Origin of the sequence: Paenibacillus sp. FSL L8-0663 (assembly GCF_038008125.1) — a bacterium.
Taxonomy (GTDB): Bacteria; Bacillota; Bacilli; order Paenibacillales; family Paenibacillaceae; genus Paenibacillus; species Paenibacillus polymyxa_D.
This window is the reverse complement of sequence record NZ_JBBOYM010000001.1, coordinates 5,120,676-5,138,431: the sequence shown is the minus strand read 5'-3', so window position 1 is coordinate 5,138,431 and position 17,756 is coordinate 5,120,676. Positions and strand designations below refer to the sequence as shown.

General features: G+C 42.3%; 10 protein-coding genes. 7 read left to right on the top strand and 3 right to left on the bottom strand.

All coding sequences use genetic code 11. The features are described 5' to 3' along the window. Positions 1-310: 310 nt before the first annotated feature. From MKY75_RS22700 to metK, 7 genes are all read left to right on the top strand, one after another. Positions 311-3,448, top strand: a complete 3,138-nt coding sequence (locus tag MKY75_RS22700; protein ID WP_165146193.1) for an efflux RND transporter permease subunit — start codon at positions 311-313, stop codon at positions 3,446-3,448. Between the two features lie 19 nt (positions 3,449-3,467). Further along, positions 3,468-4,814 carry an efflux RND transporter periplasmic adaptor subunit gene (locus tag MKY75_RS22695; RefSeq protein WP_029514603.1) on the top strand — a complete coding sequence of 449 codons (1,347 nt, stop codon included), beginning with the start codon at positions 3,468-3,470 and terminating at the stop codon, positions 4,812-4,814. Between the two features lie 540 nt (positions 4,815-5,354). Beyond that, positions 5,355-7,748, top strand: coding sequence for a copper amine oxidase N-terminal domain-containing protein (locus MKY75_RS22690; protein ID WP_340886611.1), 2,394 nt, complete (start codon positions 5,355-5,357; stop codon positions 7,746-7,748). 99 nt (positions 7,749-7,847) lie between these two features. Then, the gene (locus MKY75_RS22685; protein WP_165146199.1) at positions 7,848-9,380 is read left to right on the top strand and encodes a stalk domain-containing protein; all 1,533 of its coding nucleotides are present in this window, start codon (positions 7,848-7,850) and stop codon (positions 9,378-9,380) included. A gap of 45 nt (positions 9,381-9,425) precedes the next feature. Beyond that, positions 9,426-10,004: a hypothetical protein gene (locus tag MKY75_RS22680; RefSeq protein ID WP_340886610.1), complete on the top strand. Its 579-nt coding sequence runs from the start codon at positions 9,426-9,428 to the stop codon at positions 10,002-10,004. Between the two features lie 141 nt (positions 10,005-10,145). Next, positions 10,146-10,436 carry an alpha/beta-type small acid-soluble spore protein gene (locus MKY75_RS22675; RefSeq protein ID WP_029514599.1) on the top strand — a complete coding sequence of 97 codons (291 nt, stop codon included), beginning with the start codon at positions 10,146-10,148 and terminating at the stop codon, positions 10,434-10,436. Between the two features lie 334 nt (positions 10,437-10,770). After that, positions 10,771-11,973, top strand: coding sequence for a methionine adenosyltransferase (gene metK / locus MKY75_RS22670; RefSeq protein WP_013312298.1), 1,203 nt, complete (start codon positions 10,771-10,773; stop codon positions 11,971-11,973). A 129-nt stretch (positions 11,974-12,102) separates the two neighbouring features. Here metK and MKY75_RS22665 read toward each other — a convergent pair whose 3' ends face one another. The 3 genes from MKY75_RS22665 to MKY75_RS22655 are packed head-to-tail and all read right to left on the bottom strand — an operon-like array spanning position 12,103 to position 17,584. Then, complete coding sequence (locus tag MKY75_RS22665) at positions 12,103-13,005, bottom strand: TetR/AcrR family transcriptional regulator (RefSeq protein WP_029514598.1); 903 nt, start codon at positions 13,003-13,005, stop codon at positions 12,103-12,105. Between the two features lie 56 nt (positions 13,006-13,061). Further along, positions 13,062-16,178, bottom strand: a complete 3,117-nt coding sequence (locus tag MKY75_RS22660; protein WP_069009996.1) for an efflux RND transporter permease subunit — start codon at positions 16,176-16,178, stop codon at positions 13,062-13,064. Beyond that, the gene (locus MKY75_RS22655) at positions 16,175-17,584 is read right to left on the bottom strand and encodes an efflux RND transporter periplasmic adaptor subunit (RefSeq protein ID WP_340886607.1); all 1,410 of its coding nucleotides are present in this window, start codon (positions 17,582-17,584) and stop codon (positions 16,175-16,177) included. Before MKY75_RS22655 ends, MKY75_RS22660 begins: the two co-directional genes overlap by 4 nt. Positions 17,585-17,756: the final 172 nt, after the last annotated feature.

The following is a 17,756-nucleotide window of genomic DNA, read 5'->3' as shown; positions in this document are numbered from 1 at the left end:
ATGGAAATTCCCTTTCATATACATGAGAGGGATGTTTTTTATAAATCAGCTATTTGACTGGAATTAAGGGCCTATGCCATAATATCAATGAGGTAAGAACTTTAGATTAGCCTTACAACGTTTTTTATTTTGGATATAGCTTAAACGTCTGTAATTAATTTCTTTTTTTTAAGCTTTTATCTCAAAATGTGTTTATTATTTTTTTATATGTTTTTTTTGCGCATTTATCTGAAACTTTACGCTTATTTCATCGTAGTAGTGGATGTGTGTGCTTAAATATTACATAGAGAAGTGAGTGGGGAGTGATGAGATGTCTCAGTTTTCAATACGCCGTCCTGTAACAGTATTTATGTTAATTATTGCTTTGTTAATCGGGGGCGGTATTTTTGCGTTAAGACTTCCTGTAGAGCAAATGCCGGATATGAAGCTGCCATTCGCTGCAGTGGTGACTAGTATTCCAAATGCAACGCCTACAGAAGTTGAGGAATTGGTTACTAAACCTATTGAGAAAAGTCTGGCTTCTATTGAGAACGTGGATAAAGTCATGTCCGAGTCTTCAGAAGGAACATCTATGGTCATGATTCAATTTAACTGGGGAGTAGATATCAATCAAGCAACCCTCGACATGCGAGATAAAGTTGATGGGGTTAAAGGGTCTCTTCCCAAGGCGGCTAATTCGCCGCGTGTCCTTAAGGTGGATCTCAACGCAACGCCGGTTATTACGCTCTCTCTTACAGGAGACCAGGATATTAACAAGTTGAAGCCTATTGCTGAAGATATTATTGAGCCGCGGCTTGAAAGAATTGCGGGAGTAGCTGCAGCCAACATGTCAGGTGGGCAAACTCGGCTTGTGAAGATTACCGTAGATCAAGCCAAACTTCAAAGCTATGGCATTACGTTAGATCAAATCAGCCAAGCGCTATCGTCTAATAACGTAGCGGGTTCTGCTGGTTCGGTGTACCGAGGCAATACAGAAATCCAACTTCGGGTTCAAGGTGAATACAAAGCTGTTTCAGAAATGGGTGAAACGCCAATTCCAGTAGGGAAGGGAAGCATTAAGCTAAAGGACATCGCGAAAGTTGAAGATTCCTTGGATGATGTTACAACCATTTCTACCTATAACGGAAAGCCAAGTATCAATATTTCTGTTACTAAAGCTACAGGGGGGAATACCCTTTCAATCGCCGATTCTGTAAAGGATAGTTTAGATTCGATACGGAAGGAATTGCCTCCGGGAACTCAATTGGAGATGGTAACAGATGCATCCAAACCCATTAGCGACTCCGTACACTCATTAGTAGAGCATGCTATATTGGGAGTTATTATCGCAGCTATTGTGTTGCTGTTATTTTTGAATAGTATACGTTCTACCATTATTGCTACTATCGTTATTCCAATTTCCTTCGTAGCTACGTTTATGATGATGTATTTCACCGGACAAACCATTAATATTATTTCACTGAGCGGTTTGCTTCTGGGGTTAGGATCCTTTGTCGATTTTGCGGTTGTTATTATTGAGAATATTTTTAGACAGCGACATGAAGGGAAAAGCATGCTACAAGGGGCTATTGATGGCTCCAAGCAGGTGGGTAATGCCGTTATGGCATCTGCACTTGCGCAGATCGTAGTATTTTTACCAGTTGTTTTTGTTGACGGAATTGCGGGAGTTCTATTTAAACCGTTGGCGTTAACAGTTATTTTCTCTCACATTGCAGCCTTGCTTGTATCCCTTATGATTGTGCCGATGCTGGGCTCACGTTGGCTACCTACCGTGCCAGATGAATCCATTTATTCTTCAGGTACTTATAAGGGTGTTAACCCTATTATGTGGTTTAATATTGGCTTCGAGAAATTTAAGAGTGGGTATCGCCGTATACTGAAGTGGGGAATTAACCATAGAAAATCTGTGTTAATTATTACTTTATTAATGTTTGTGGCAGCTGGGGCTCTAGTTCCTTTCGTTAAGGCTGAATTTATCCCAGCATCCGATACTGGGGAATTCACAATTAACGTGAAACTTCCTAATGGAACGGTCTTGGAAGAAACGGAAAAGGTTGTTCAAGATATAGAAAAAGAAATTTTGAAAGTTCCGGATCTAGATAAAATGACAGTGACTGTTGGTTCTGGTGGCAATTCTGGTTATTCAGGGGCAGCTCCAACTAATTCGGCGGATCTAAGCGTAACGCTGAAGGATGGACATCAGCCAACAGATGGTGTAGTTGAGGGCCTTCGTAAGAAATTTGATAGCATTCCGGATGCAGAGATTACAATGGCGTCTACAACAGGCCTTTCAAGCGGAGCGGCTGTTAATATTAACTTAAAAGGTGACGATATTGACGTCCTGAGAGAACTTTCAGACAATCTCGTTGCGGACGTAAAAAACATACCGGGTACGGTCAATGTGAAAAGTACCTTGAGTGCTGTTCGCGAAGAATATGAGATTACCGTTAATCGGGAGCTTGCGAGTCGATATGGCTTATCAGCAACTCAAATTTTATCAGCAGTGAATACTTCTTTTAATGGATCAGTCGCCACAAGCTATCGTACAGGTGAAGATCAGATTGATGTGAAGATATCGTTGCCAGAGCAAAACCGCCATGATTTGTCAAATCTTAAAGCCTTACGGATTACCACTTCGCAAGGTATTGATGTACCTTTGTCTTCCGTAGTAAGTATTGATAAACGGACTGTACCCGATACTGTTACTCGTGAAGACCAGACACGTCAAGTACAGATTACAGCTGATATTGATGGAACAGGGGATATTCTTACTATTAATCAAAAAATAGATGCTCTTTTGAAGAGTACTCACTTCCCAGAAGGCTACAGTGCAGACACGGGTGGTGGACAAAATGAACAAATGCTGGAGTCTTTCATGAACTTGGCGATAGCTATTTTGCTATCTGTCGTGCTCATTTATATGGTTATGGCAGGACAGTTCGAATCGTTGCTCACACCGTTTGTTATTATGTTTTCCGTTCCACCTACGGTAATTGGTGTGCTTATCGGTTTAGCTGTAACCGGGGCGAGCCTCAGCGTTTCAGCTTTGACGGGTTACATCATGCTCGTCGGTTTGGTCGTCAACAATGCCATAGTTATGATTGACTTTATAATTCAGCTCCGAAAAGACGGCCAAGATCGGGATGAAGCTATTATTCATGGAGCGTCTGAGCGGTTGCGTCCGATTTTGATGACCACGCTGGCTACTGTACTAGCTTTGATCCCAATGGCATTCGCTACAGGAGAGGGTAACGAAACACAAGCACCGATGGCAGTTGTTGTTGTATTCGGGTTATCCTTCGCAGCTGTTATTACATTGATTCTTATTCCGGTAGTCTACGTCATCATGGATAATATGATACAAAAACGTAAGAATCGGAAATTAAAAAGACAAGCGAAGAGAGAATTAAAAAAAGAAGCGAAACTACAAAAAAGTGTTCATATATAAGGTGAGGTGGAGAAACATAATGAATAAAAAAAGTGCTCTGATTGCTACAACTTTGCTTTTATCAGTTGCATTAGCGGGTTGCGGTGGGGGAGAGGCCCCTGCCGCACCGACTACGGCGCAGCAAGCCATTCCAGTTCAAGTAGCAAAAGTGGCTAAAGGTAGTATTAACGATTCAACAGGTATTATTGGAAGCTTTGCTCCCAAAGAGACAGCTCAGGTGTCTCCGAAAATTAGTGGTAAAATTCAAAGTATTAACCTTACAGTGGGCCAAAAAGTAAATAAAGGCGACACATTGTTTACTATAGACCAAAAGGACTTGCAAGACTCGATTAAGCAATCCCAGGAGTCTTACCAGGTTGCCCTGGCCAATTTAAAACAAGCAGAGTCAGGTGCGGCGCAATCGGTACAGCAGGCAGAATCCAGCGTGGATCAAGCCAAAAGTGCGCTTGTCCAGCAAGACAACACTATCACCCAAGCTCAGACCAGTCTGGTCGATGCTCAGAGTTCCGTGCGTGATGCTCAAAATACGCTCAACCGCAACCAACAGTTGTTTAGTGCGGGTGCTCTATCACAATCTGAGTTAGAGCAGTCTCAAATAGCGCATAGAAGGGCTTTAACTGCAGTGGAGAATGCGCAGATAACACTTCACAATGCACAAACGTCCAAGCAAAGTGCGCAAACAACATATAGCAATGCTCAAAAATCATTACGTCTTGCCCAACAGAAAACAGGCATTGACGTAGCTCGTGCTTCTGTCAATCAAGCTAAGTCCAGTTTAGACACAGCACGTAGCCAACTGGTGGATACTGTGGTCAAAGCTCCGATTTCCGGTACGATATCGGTAGTAACAGGAACCCAGGGGCAAATGGTTAGTGCACAATCCGCGGTTGCTACAATAGCGAATACCAATCCTATTATTGCTAAAGTTAACGTTTCTGAATCTGAGCTTCTCAAGATGCAGGTGGGTTCATCTGTGACTGTAGGCGTGGACTCGTTAAATAAGCGAATTGAGGCCAAAGTATCGGCTGTCAATCCGGTAATGGATAATGATCTGAAGGCATACCCTGTTGAGGTATCAGTTCCTAATGGTTCTGGCGAATTAAAATCAGGGATGGTTGTAACTGTATACATGAAATCAGAAGCTCCTAAAAACATTTTGGTATCGCAGGATGCCATTACGGAGCAGGCAGGGAAAAAGTATGCTTATGTAGTGGAAGGAACAGTGGCTAAGCGGGTAGAGGTGCAGACAGGCCAGGAAAGTGCCAAACAGGTTGAGGTAACCAAGGGGCTTGCTGAAGGACAAAATGTTGTCGTTAAGGGCGTTAGTCTGCTTACGGATGGCGCGAAGATTAATGTAGTGAAGTAATTTGTCGCGGCTATATTTACGGTAAATCACTGTTACTCCGTCATTTCTACTACCTAAAGTGTATTAGAGTATTAGATTTCAAGGGAATCTATAGACTTTATGTACTTTATATATTCTATGGATAATTCTTAACGAATATACTCCATTAAAGGCCGATTTCATGTACGAAAATAACCCTTGTACATTTAAGGTTGATAAGGTAAAAGTTGTAGGATGACGGAGGAACAGGTTCAATAGTATAATTATGACTGTGGAAAGCGGAATACATAATTCAAAAAAATAATTTTTTTTTTGAAACAGACGCAACTTTTTGAACCCATGCTACGTCTAATTGGGTGAGTATGAAACAAAGGGGTACAAAAGCGTAAAGACAAAATTCGCTAAAAAAAATCTTTACTGCATTGTTATCACATTGTATAATACTGGAGTACGTCATAAATGGACGCTTTCTTTCAACTAGATTCCAAGCTTCTGTGATATTGTCACAGATATCATTTTATAAGGGTTCTCATAAAGCTCGGAAAGGAGGTGTAACGACTGATGAGTGACAAGATCCGACAAAAAGACAAAAATAATATTTCTGGTTATATTCAAGGAGGAGAAAAAAAGGTTATGACAAAGTTTAATAAAAAAATGATCAACGTGCTGGCAACAGCAACATTGGTTGCTGGTGTAGCAGCTCCAATCGCAGCATTGACTGCACCAACTGCAATCCATGCATCTTCTAGTTTCACAACTGTGAATACTCCTACTATTAGTGGAAACGCTGAAAACTTCACTAATCTTGATAGCAGAGTGAAAATTACAGTGAGCAAAGCTTCTGTAAGAGATGGCTCTTCTTTTACTGTTACTTTGCCTAAAGGTTTTTATTTTAACAGCAGTGATGTTGCGAAAATTGCTGGTGTAACTGGAACACAAAATGGCCCAGGTAGTGTAAGTGATGCTACTTATGGCTTAGGTGTATACGCTGATTTTGATGATAATAAAGATACTGGTATTAAAGTTGATCCAATCATCAACAATTATGACACTGATGGTAAACCAGTTAATGTAAACTCTGCAAAAATTACTTTTACGGGTCAAGATAACATTAAAGATGATGTTACTCTCTTCTTGAACTTCAGTAGAATTAATGTAGCTGGTCCAAGTAACGGTCCAGTTAAAGCAGCAATTGATGCTGCTTCCAATAGTGGTTTGACTAGTGGCGAAATTACAATCGCAAACGTTGTTTCTTCCGGTCAAGTTTCTCTTGCTGCAAACGATACAGTTTCTAGTGAAGATAACTTCACTGCAACATTGAAAGTTAAAGAGGAAACTGCAGGTTCTTTGACAGGTAGTAACTACATCAAGTTGAAATTGCCAAGTGGTTTTAAATGGGATGCTTCTGGTACAGCAGCAATTCTTTTTGGTGATATAAAAGCTGCTGACATTGATGCTAAATCCGATGGTGATACTCTTACTGTAAGATTGAAAGGTACTGTGAAAAGCTCCAAACAAAATTCTTTCCAATTGCCAGTTAAATTCCATGTAGATGATGAAACAAATGCTAAACAAGGCGATGTTACTGTTAGCGTTTCTGGTAATGCAACAACTGATGTTAGCTCTCTTGTTGTTGGTAACTATGGCGAAATCGGTGGTGGTGTTACTGTAGCTACTCCAACAACTATCCTTGCTGGACATGACGAACAAAAAGTTGGCGACATCGTAATTAAAGAAACTGTTGCTAAATCCTTTGTAAAAGGACGTACTGTGACTTTGCGTCTGCCTGAAGGTGCTCGTTGGCAGGAAACTTTCAAGAGTAACAACCCAGGAAACAGCTTCGCTGGTTCTATGGAAAATACTAACGGATTGGGTGGAGCAGAGGTATCTTACACTGACTCTGACAAACGTACTTTGAAACTGACTTTCAACAACCCTAACAGCACAACTGACGCTGGTACTTTGAAACTGAGAAACGTTGAAGTTGCTACGCAACCTGGTTTCTCCGGTGATCTGAACGTTGAAGTTGCTGGTAGCCAAGGTCTGAGCGGTAATGTTAAGGTTGCAACTGTGAAACAAGCAGTTACTCTGGCTGCTGCTTCCAAACCAACCCTGACAATCGGTCTGGGTGACCAACAAGTTGGCGATATCACAATCACTGAAGCTGCTAAAGAAGCTTTCGTTAAGAAAGACGGTAGCCGTGAAGTAATCTTGGAATTGCCAACAGGCGTACGTTTTGCTTCTACTCCAGAAGTAAAAGTTACAGCTGGTGACGTTAAAGTGAAGAGCGTATCTACTGATACTTACGGCGAAAGCAACAAAGGCCGTCTGAGCTTCTACATCGACAGCGAATCTGCTACTCCAAGTACAATCACAATCTCGGCTCCTAAGCTGACTGTTGACCGTACTGTAGCTCAAGGCGACATCGTTGCTAAGCTGAAAGGTAGCGCAGTATCTTACACTGCATACAAAGGCGCAACTGACAACACTCAAAACTGGAAAGATAACAACACTGCAGCTGCTGAAGTAGCAATCGCAACTGTTGGAACTCCAGCTCCAGGTGCTACTAAAACTAAAGCTGTCTTCACATTGGGAAGTACTTCCTACACTGTGAACGGCGAAACTAAAACAGCAGAAGTAGCTGCTTATGCTGAAAACGGACGCACTTACTTGCCAGTACGTTATGCAGCTGAAGCTCTGGGTGTATCCCCACAAAACATCCTGTTTGACAAAGCAACTTCCACAGTTACCCTGATCAAAGGTAGCACTGTTGCTCAAATCAAACTGAACACAAACCTGTTGACTGTTAACGGTTCTGTGATTCGTATGGACGTTAAAGCTGTAACTAACAAAAACCGTACTGTACTGCCAATCGCTTGGGTGAGCAGAGCGCTGGATGCATCCATCACTTATGATGCAACTGCAAAAACAGTTACTGTTGAAAACAAAAACTAATTTAAGAGCAACTCTTTTGAGTTAACTGAATTAGATGAGAAGAGGGTTCCTTTTGGAGCCCTTTTCTTTTATTAGTCTTATTGACAAAGGAGAGAAATTATGAAACGTTTTGGAGTGGCAGTACTGTCCACACTGGTTCTTTCTTCTGCGTTCGCCAGTCTTGCAGGAGCTCAACCAGGTGATATAAAGGTTATTATTAACGGCGTAACTCAGCAATATACCCAGTCCCCGGTTGTTAGTCAAAATACAACCTTGGTGCCTCTGCGTGGAGTTTTCGAAAGCTTGGGTGCGAAAGTCGATTGGGATAGCAAAGCTAAAAAAGTGACAGCATCTAAAAATGACGATACGTTAACTTTAAATGTTGGTTCTAAACTTGCTTATAAAAATAGTAATCCTGTACAGCTTGATGCAGCTACTCAAATTCAAAAGGGTCAAGTACTCGTTCCTTTACGTTTTGTGAGCCAATCATTAGGCGCCAAAGTAAATTGGGATCAGACTACACGAACAGTGACCATTTCGAATCAAGGTAGTGGTAGTGCTACTGACACCAATAGCTTGTCTAGTAAGCCACTTGCAGCTCCTGTGACCAAAGTTACTTATGATACTTACTATAATAACTCCTTGACCTATGACGATGCAGTCAAACTGGCTATTGCTGATAGTACTTCAGTGAAAACAGGAGAAGTGAGTATTGATCAGGCAGGAAAAATTTTAAAAGAGACAGGCAAAAATATTGACTTTGTTCCAGCAGAAGCAGGTAATGAGGGTCAAGATAAAGCTTACAAAGGTTATGCCCAAACGAACCTTAATTATGAGGCTACCAAGAAGAATCTGGAAATGACCAAAGAAAGTATTGAATATAATGTAAAAGATCTTTACAATAAGCTCCTTCAAAAGCAAAATGCCGTTAAGCTGGCTGCTTTGAATATCGAAGATGCTGAGCGCAAGCTTAAAGTTGCACAAATTAAAAGAGATAATCAAATGTCGAGTGATTATGAGGTCACGCAAGCGACTAATCAGTTGACTCAAAATCAAGCTGCTTTAGAGAAGGCAAAAAAAGATTTAGATAGTGCATATGTATCTTTGAACCAAGTGATTGGTTACAAACCAGAGCAACGTTATGAACTGAAGGATAAGCCTGTCTATTCTGAATTTAAAGATAATGTAGAGACAAAAGTAAGCCAAGTACTTACTAGCAGTACTGCTATTTGGTTGAGTGAGCAAAAAGTGGATTTGGCTGAATTGAGCTTGAAGCTTTACAACTTCAATACTCCAGGAAATACCCCTTATGAAGCTGAACAACTTAATGTTGAAAAAGCTCAATATGCTACAGAAGGCACAAAGAGACAACTCGAAGAAGCTGTAAGAACAATTTATAACAATATCAAAGCATTGGAAAGTCAATATTCACAGATTCAAGCTGGCTTAGTGAGTGCTAGAAGTGCGGCTGATATGGCTAAGAAGCAATTTGATGTTGGGTTGGCTACAGAGCTTCAGGTTTATGAAGCTAATTTGAAAGTAACTACTGCTGAGCAACAGGCGGAAGATATAGTTTCAAGTATTGATACTTTGAAGGTGGCTTTCAATAAGCCTTGGGCTATGCAAGGTTCCACTGGAGCAAGCGCGCAATAATTAAAACTTAACTATACTTGCTATAACCTGCTGTAGGAGGACTTCATGAAATCACGCTATAAAGTATCGTTGGCTGCAGCTTTACTTGGGGGAGGAATTGTAGCAGGCTCCTTAATGAACAATTCAGTTAACGGAGCCTCCAGTTCTGGACAACCTGGTACAGCTGATGATCCAGTCGTAACCAAAAGCTATGTTGACCAAAAAATTGCCCAGGCAATCAAAGGTGGAGTGCCCGCAAGTAACACGAGTAGTAAAACGACTAGTTCGCCTACTCCAGCGACAAACGCTACCTCTAACACAACGGCGTCAGGAACTTCTAGTGCAGGAAAAACTTCCACACCAGAGCAGACAGAGGTTTTAAAGGTTGTTGATGTAAAGCCTGGTCAAAAACTGATTGCCAAAGCAGGCTCGGAATTTATTTTACGTAATGGTTATGCTGTTGTGTATAGTATGGACGCCAGTGGGGCTATTGATATTACTTCTGGAACGGAAATTGTTCATAATCAGGCTGTCGAAAAAAATCATTTATTATCGTTTCCTAGAGAAGGAAGAGGTATTCAAGTAAAAGAAGGTCAGAAGTTTGGTCTGGTCGTTATGGCACGAGGCGGTTATACTGTACAATAAACTGTTTTGTATATAAGCTGCTTTCGGCGGCTCTTTTTCTTAAATACTGTTTGGGATAGCAAATTGTTCTTGGCTAAGTTGAACCTAATCGCTGCACACTAACCCCATGAAAGACAATACATTTAGTGGAGGGTGTATACGATGGCGTCAAGAGGTCAAAGGCGATTAATTCCCGAAAGTCGTGCCAGGTTAGATGATTTGAAGTATGAAATCGCTGCTGAGTTTGGGCTACCTGTTTATAATCCCCAATATACACATATACAACCTAAGGCTGACAGTGAATTTGCTGCAGAATTGGGGGAGTTTGCGGGGGGCGGGAATGTAGCATGGCGTGATTTAACTTCAAGACAGAACGGTTCGGTTGGTGGTGAAATTACTAAGCGACTGATACAATCTGCTGAACGTAGCTTATCTGAATATGGTACATTGTAAGTTGCAATAATTTCTACAGTTTTTGAACATATAGTAGCGTAAAATCTGGGGTAATTTACATGTAAATCAAAAATGGTTTGCATGTAGATTTACCCTAATTTCGAATGTTGTCATTGGGTGACACGAATTGACACCTTGTTTTAAATAAGATATCATGGCATTTGAGGCTTGTACGCAACCTTTTCCTACCGGAGAAGGTTCATTTTTTATTAATCAGGTGTAACAAGATACCTCCCGCCATTTGATGGCTTGAAGGTATCTGAATAATGCCATTACCATGTCAGGATTTTTTTATTAAATCCTCATGTATTTTAATTGTGGGAGGTTGAAATTCATGTCTGTAAAAGGCCGTCATTTGTTCACGTCCGAGTCTGTAACAGAAGGCCATCCGGATAAAATCTGTGATCAGATATCCGATGCTGTATTGGATGCCTTTCTGGCTAATGACCCTAATGCACGGGTAGCATGTGAAGTATCGGTAGCTACTGGTCTCGTTCTCGTCATTGGTGAAATCAGTTCCAAATCGGAGTACGTGGATATTCCATCCATTGTACGTAATACGATTAAGGAAATTGGCTATACACGTGCGAAATACGGTTTCGACTATAATACTTGCGCTGTATTGACTTCTTTGAATGAACAGTCGCCGGACATCGCTCAAGGGGTTAATGCTGCCTTGGAAAGCCGTGATCCTGCTGAAGTAGATAAAGAAACGGAAAACATTGGGGCTGGAGATCAAGGATTGATGTTTGGTTTTGCTACGAACGAGACGCCGGAGTTGATGCCTTTACCTATCGCTATGTCTCACCGTATTGCACGGCGCTTGTCTGAAGTGCGTAAGGATGGAACACTGAATTACCTTCGTCCTGACGGTAAAACCCAAGTAACGGTAGAGTATGAAAATGGTAAACCTGTTCGTATTGATGCTATTGTAGTTTCTACGCAGCATGCGGAGGATACTACTTTGGAGCAAATTCAAGCAGACATCAAAGAAAAGGTTATTTTGCCAGTTGTTCCTGCCGAATTATTGGATGAGCAAACCAAGTATTACATTAATCCGACAGGACGCTTTGTTATCGGTGGTCCTCAAGGAGATGCAGGTCTGACAGGTCGTAAAATTATTGTGGATACGTATGGTGGTTATGCACGTCACGGCGGGGGAGCATTCTCCGGTAAAGATCCGACCAAAGTGGACCGTTCCGCTGCTTACGCTGCTCGTTATGTAGCGAAAAACCTCGTAGCAGCTGGATTGGCAGACAAAGTGGAAATTCAGCTTGCTTATGCCATCGGTGTAGCTACGCCTGTTTCGATTAACGTCGATACATACGGTACGGGTAAAGTGAGTGATGAGAAGCTGGTTGAATTGATCCGAAATAACTTTGATCTGCGCCCAACAGGTATTATTCGCATGTTGGATCTGCGTCGTCCAATTTATAAGCAAACTGCTGCCTACGGTCACTTTGGACGTACAGATTTGGATGTACCATGGGAGAGCGTAGATAAAGCTGAAATTCTAAAAGAACAAGCGGGGCTGTAATTCCTCGTATGTTATCAAAATAAAAGCAATAACCCAAAAAGACTGTTTCATGCTTTGCATGAACAGTCTTTTTTTGATGTGTTTCGCTGTTAAGTACGAATTTGTTCTGATGTACCGAATGCTGAGTGACTACTCGGATATCGGAGCATGGTCCAATAAATTTTTAAGTAAACGACAAACCTTTTGCAGTTCCTTGTACTGCTCCAAATACGCAAAAAGGGCTTTCAGGAGACCTTTCTGAGGGTTCGATTTCAGAGCCTCTTCCTTTAAATGAGCGTAGATTTGCTGACACTCCTGTTTCTCCTCTGAACTCCAAGAAGACAGCAGTATACTGTCTTCCAAAGAGTGGAGAAGGCTGTTAATTTGACGGCCTTGATCAAAAGGATTACTTAGAGCACTTTCGGGTAACCAGCCTTGCTTGCTCCAGAACAAATGTGGAGCTGAATCAGCATTGTTCAGGCTGGTTGCCAAGGAACTGGATAAGAAGATAATAAACTGTGTCAGATGTTCAATCGTTTCATCATTCATGCGATCGGCAAAGAAGCGAATATATTCAAACACAATGCTTTTAAGTACAAAGGTCACGTCCCATGCATGATCTTCAATGCTCGGTCCAAAAATATCAATCAGGCAGTCGCGAACCCATCTGTACAATTTGTATTCATGATTCTCGAATGCGTAATTAAGTTGTTCATTCTGGAAAATAAGCATGGAAGGCTCAGGAAGATCCATCATGAGATACACTTTGTTTTCAACGAGATTTTTCAAGTAAAGTACAATAAAACCATGTAGTTTATCGTGCTTAGAAAGATCAGGTTTACTGTAGAGAGCCCGGATGTCTTGTTCAATATTATTTTCCAGAATGATACACATTTCTAGAGGGAGTTCTTCTTTTCCCTGAAAATATTTATAAAAGGATGCCTTCGCCATCCCACTTTCTTTGGCGATTTCTTCAACAGATGTTGAATAATAGCCTTTTCTGGAGAACAGCCGAATGGCGGCCTGTAAAATATCATTTTTTTTGCTTTCCATACATACTTCCCCCTAGGGACCGACTAACTCGACAGCATGCGAACTCACTTCATACATCATAAAGATTGATCAGGTGTGATAACTGTGTGCTGCTGTCTTTTGAGTTGACGGCGCATCTTGTATTTGGCCATGATCATATACAAGGACGGCACGACAAACAAGGTTAACAAGGTCGAGAATAACAAACCGAAAATGACGGTAAACGCCAGTGGCTTAAAGAGCAGGCTTCCCAATAGTGCCAACGGAATCATACCTACAATGGCGGCCAAGGATGTCAATAAAATTGGTCTGAAGCGAGCGGCGGCCGCCTGTATTACGGCTTCCTTTAATTCCATTCCTTCATGTCGTGCATCCTCGATAAATTCAATTAACACAATCCCATTCCGCACAACAATGCCCGCGAGTGCAATGATTCCCATGATGCTCATAAAACCGATAGGCATATCGGTTAAGAAAATACCAATAATCCCGCCGGCTGCTGCCAGGTACACGGTCGTCATAATAATAATAGGAATGGAGAGAGAATAAAATTGCATAGTAATCAAGAGTAAAATGAGCAAGACTACAACGATAGCCAGCTGTCCTAAGTCCTTGAATATGGTCGATTGGTCAGAGGTTTCCCCACCAACCTCCCATTTGTAGCCTTCTGGGAACTTCATTTGCGCCAGCTTACTTTCAACATCAACCATCGCTTCGCTTGCAGTTCGTCCGTTCAAATCGGCTTCCACCGTAATCGTCCGCTCCATATTGTAATGCTTGATTTGCTGAATAGCAAATGACGGCTTAATCTGGACAAGCTGGTTTAATGGAATTTGCTTACCAGCTGCATTAACTACACTTAATTGTTGGAAAAGCTTACTTGGCTCCTCGTCGCTGTGATTCAAATACATTTTAATATCTACCAGACTGTTTCCAGTATCAAATTGACTGACTTGGGCTCCTTCTTTTAATAGAAGCAGGGTGCGAGTCAAATCTGTGTAACTTACCAGGTATTGATCCATCGCTTGTTTGTTGACCTCAAGCTCCAGTGCATATCGTTCAATTCCTATATCATCCACGATGCCTGTTGTGCCCTCTACTGTCGCGATCTGCTCCTTTGCCTTTTGGGCAAGAGTTTGCAGTTCATTCAGATCCTGACCTGAGATACGAATAGAAACGGGCTTACCCACTGGAATCCCGAGACGAGGAACATACATCGTAACTGTAACTCCAGGGTAGGATTTCTTAACATGTTGTTCCCAAGCATCAACTGTCGTATTGAGATCGAATACGTTTTCTTTGCCGACGACAGCAATCTGCCCCACCGTTTCGTTATAACTAATATTTCCACCCGAACTATTAATGTCACTAAACAGTTGTGGGGCAGTCCCTCCAGTGCTGTAGACGACCTTGGAAGTTTCAGGTTGCTTTTTCACCCAGCCTGCAAGGTCTTTAACGACCTGGTCCGTTTCCGCAATTGAAGTGCCTACAGGCATTTTTACATTTAGTGCAACATGAGGATCTTCCGACTCAGGAAAAAGTTCAACTGAGGTAAAGGGAACTAATCCATAGGCGGCTGTTCCAAGCATGAGTCCGACCATGGCTGTCAACAAGGGACGCTGAATGACCTTAGGCATCAGTTTTTGTGAATAGAGCTTGTTTAAAGAATGAATCTGCTGGCCGAGCAAGCCTGCTGGTTTAGATTTACCCTGAGGGTGACGAGCCTGTCTGCGCTTCTCATACCATTCTCGAAAAATAGGGATGATGGTGAGCGACATGATCATAGAGGCAAGCATGGTCAGGGAGACAATAGCAGGAATAGGTTTAATAAAGGCACCTACATTTCCAGGAAGAAACAACAATGGCGCGAAAGCTGAGATGGTAGCCAGAGTTGCAACCAAAATAGAAAGCATGACCTCTTTGGTACCTTTTACAGCTGCGACTGAGGGCGATTCTCCTAATTCCGTAAGTCTACGCTCAATATTATCATTTACAACTACGGCATCATCCACGAGTATGCCGAGTACGATGATCAGACCGACAACGGAAATCTGATTTAGAGTGATGCCGAACATAGGCAAAAAGATAATGGCAATCGAAACCGAAATAGGAATGGCCAGTGCAACAAATGCAGAGGTGAGCAAATTCAGCCCCAACATACAAACGAGAATAACGGCCACAATCGCAAGAATCGTTTCACGCTTTAAGTCGTCAAAGATATGGCTTACCTGATCCTTTTGTGCAAAAAGAGTTTGAAAGTGAACACCTGCGGGGAGTGTTTTTTCCAGTTCTTTGAGCTTGGTATTGACCTTTTCGCTCATAGAAGGGATGTCTGTGCCTGTTTCTGCTCCAATACTTAACGTAATGGCCGGTTTACCCTCTACATAGGCAAAGTATTCTGTATTAGGATGGGCCAGCTCCGTTATGCCGATATCTCTCAAATAAACAGGATTACCCTCTTTGGTGCGTGTCAAAAGGACCTGATTCAATTCATCAGCTTTTTCGGTCTCGCGAACAATAAGTTGATAGGTACGTCCGTTGTATTCAATATTACCAGTAGGGACCCGATCAATTTGAGCCTGAATCGCTTGAGCCACTTGTCCCCACGAAAGCTGGTATTGCTGAAGTTTCTGATTGTCAATATGGACACGTACTTCTTGATCAGGGAGACCATTGAATTTGACGCTAGATACGCCAGAAATGGTATTGAGCTGATCTTTCCAAGTCGTTGTTAAATCATTTAGTTTATACAGCGGTGTGGAAGAGTCAGCCGTCAGGGTATAGGAGCCGATAAAAGAGCTGGTTAGTTTGTCATTTACAACAGGTACTTCAACGCCTTGAGGAAGATCAGCTTGTGCATCTTGCACTTTTTTACGCATATCATCCCAAACCGTTTGAGGATCAACTCCGTTTTTGGATTCGATTAAAATAGAGGAGAATCCGTTACCAGAAGTCGAACTAATCGTTTTAACACCTTCAACTTCCTTAATGCGTTTCTCCAGCTCTTTAGTTACGGTTTCTTCTACTTTTTGTGGTGAAGCACCAGGGTAGACTGTTGTTACCATAGCATTCTGTATGGTGACATCCGGCATTTCCTGCTGTGGTAACTGGAAAAAGCCGAAGATTCCGACCAAAATCAGCATGACAAAAAACAGCAATGTAATTTTTCGTTTTTTTACGATGTACTCAATCATGGGCGTCCGCCTTCCTCCGACTGAATCGCATTTCCATCAAACAGGTTTTCTGCCCCTTTAACGATAATACGTTCGCCTTCACGAAGTCCCAATACGATTTGCAACTGATTATCTACAACCTGATTACCAAGCTCCACAGGGGTTTTAACAGCTTTTCCTTGAATGTCTTTGAAAATAAAAGGCTTGCTTCCCGTGTTAATGACTGCTTCGGCAGGAACGAGAATCCCATTCTTGTCGGTCACCTGTTGAGCAGCTTTAATGACCTGACCGGGTAACCAGTCTCGCTGTGGATTGTTTATAACAATCTCTACGTTAACCCTTCCTGTGTCGGTGCTGGTTGAAGGATAGACGTTAGACACCGTACCTTGACGGGTCTCTTCATAGAGCGCCACTTCTACTTGTTGACCCTTTTTCCAATCCTTAATTTCACTGTCTGGTACAGGAAGTAGTACTTTGAGGCGGTCGATGGTGCCTATGCGATAGACGGCTTGCCCTGACGCGACCAAATCACCTGTATTCACGATTTTTTCTAAGATTACACCGTTCACAGGAGAGATTAGACGTGTGCGTGAAAGTGCAAGTTCTGCCTGCCCCTTGGCAACAAGGGCTTTTTCGTAGTTGGCATGGGCTTGTTTTTGGGAAGCCACAGCCTGTTCACTGGCCGCTAGGGCTTTGCTTTTACCTGCAAGCGCATCTTGAAAGGAAGCTTGGGCGGATTGATGATCTTCGGCTGTGGCCCCTTCCAGCAAAAGGGACAGGGATTCCTTGGCTTGTTCCAAGTCTTTCAGGGCTGCGGTAGCATTCAGGTGAGCATTTTCATTATCTGATGCGGTAGCAGCGCCTGCCTCAAACAGCTTCTGTGTGCGCTCGCTATCCGTCTTGGCCTTGTTATAAGCGCTTTGTGCCTTATCTACAGTAGCTTGCGCTTGTTGTTTCTCTTGAGCACGTGCGCCTTTATTGACCTTGTTAACATTCGCGCGAGCTCCTGTAATGCCGGCATCGGCGGATTGAATTGCGGAGGTAGCAGCCTGTAAATTAGCCTGTGCGTTATCAATACCAGCCTGTGCCTCCAAAATGGAGGCTGTCGCCTGTGCAACCTGCAGTCTATAGTCAGCGTCATCTAGACGGGCAATGGTTGTACCTTTCTGTACAGCCGTCCCGGTAGTGATTTCTGCGCTAGCGACGATACCTCCGTTCTGAAAAGCCAGTGTACGTTCTTCATAGGCTTGAAGAGTGCCTGACAAGTTATAGGCAGTATGAAGTGGCGTTGATTTGACGATTGCGGTCCGCACAACGGTTGGCTGTACAGATGAACCTAGAGCGGCATCTTTTTTTTCTGTAGAACATCCGGTCATTGCGATGCACAGGGATAAAGTAGATATGATGATGGCCCGTTGTTTATTCATGATTATCAATCCTTCCGATAGGGTCATAATTAGAGAAGTGAACTAATAAGTATTATTTGAACTAACGAGTTCAAATGTATTATAGTGCGCCGATATTGCATTCGTCAATTCATCGTTTTAGATTTTATGAATTAGTTGACGGGACTTTCGTAACTTTTGCCTATATAATAAG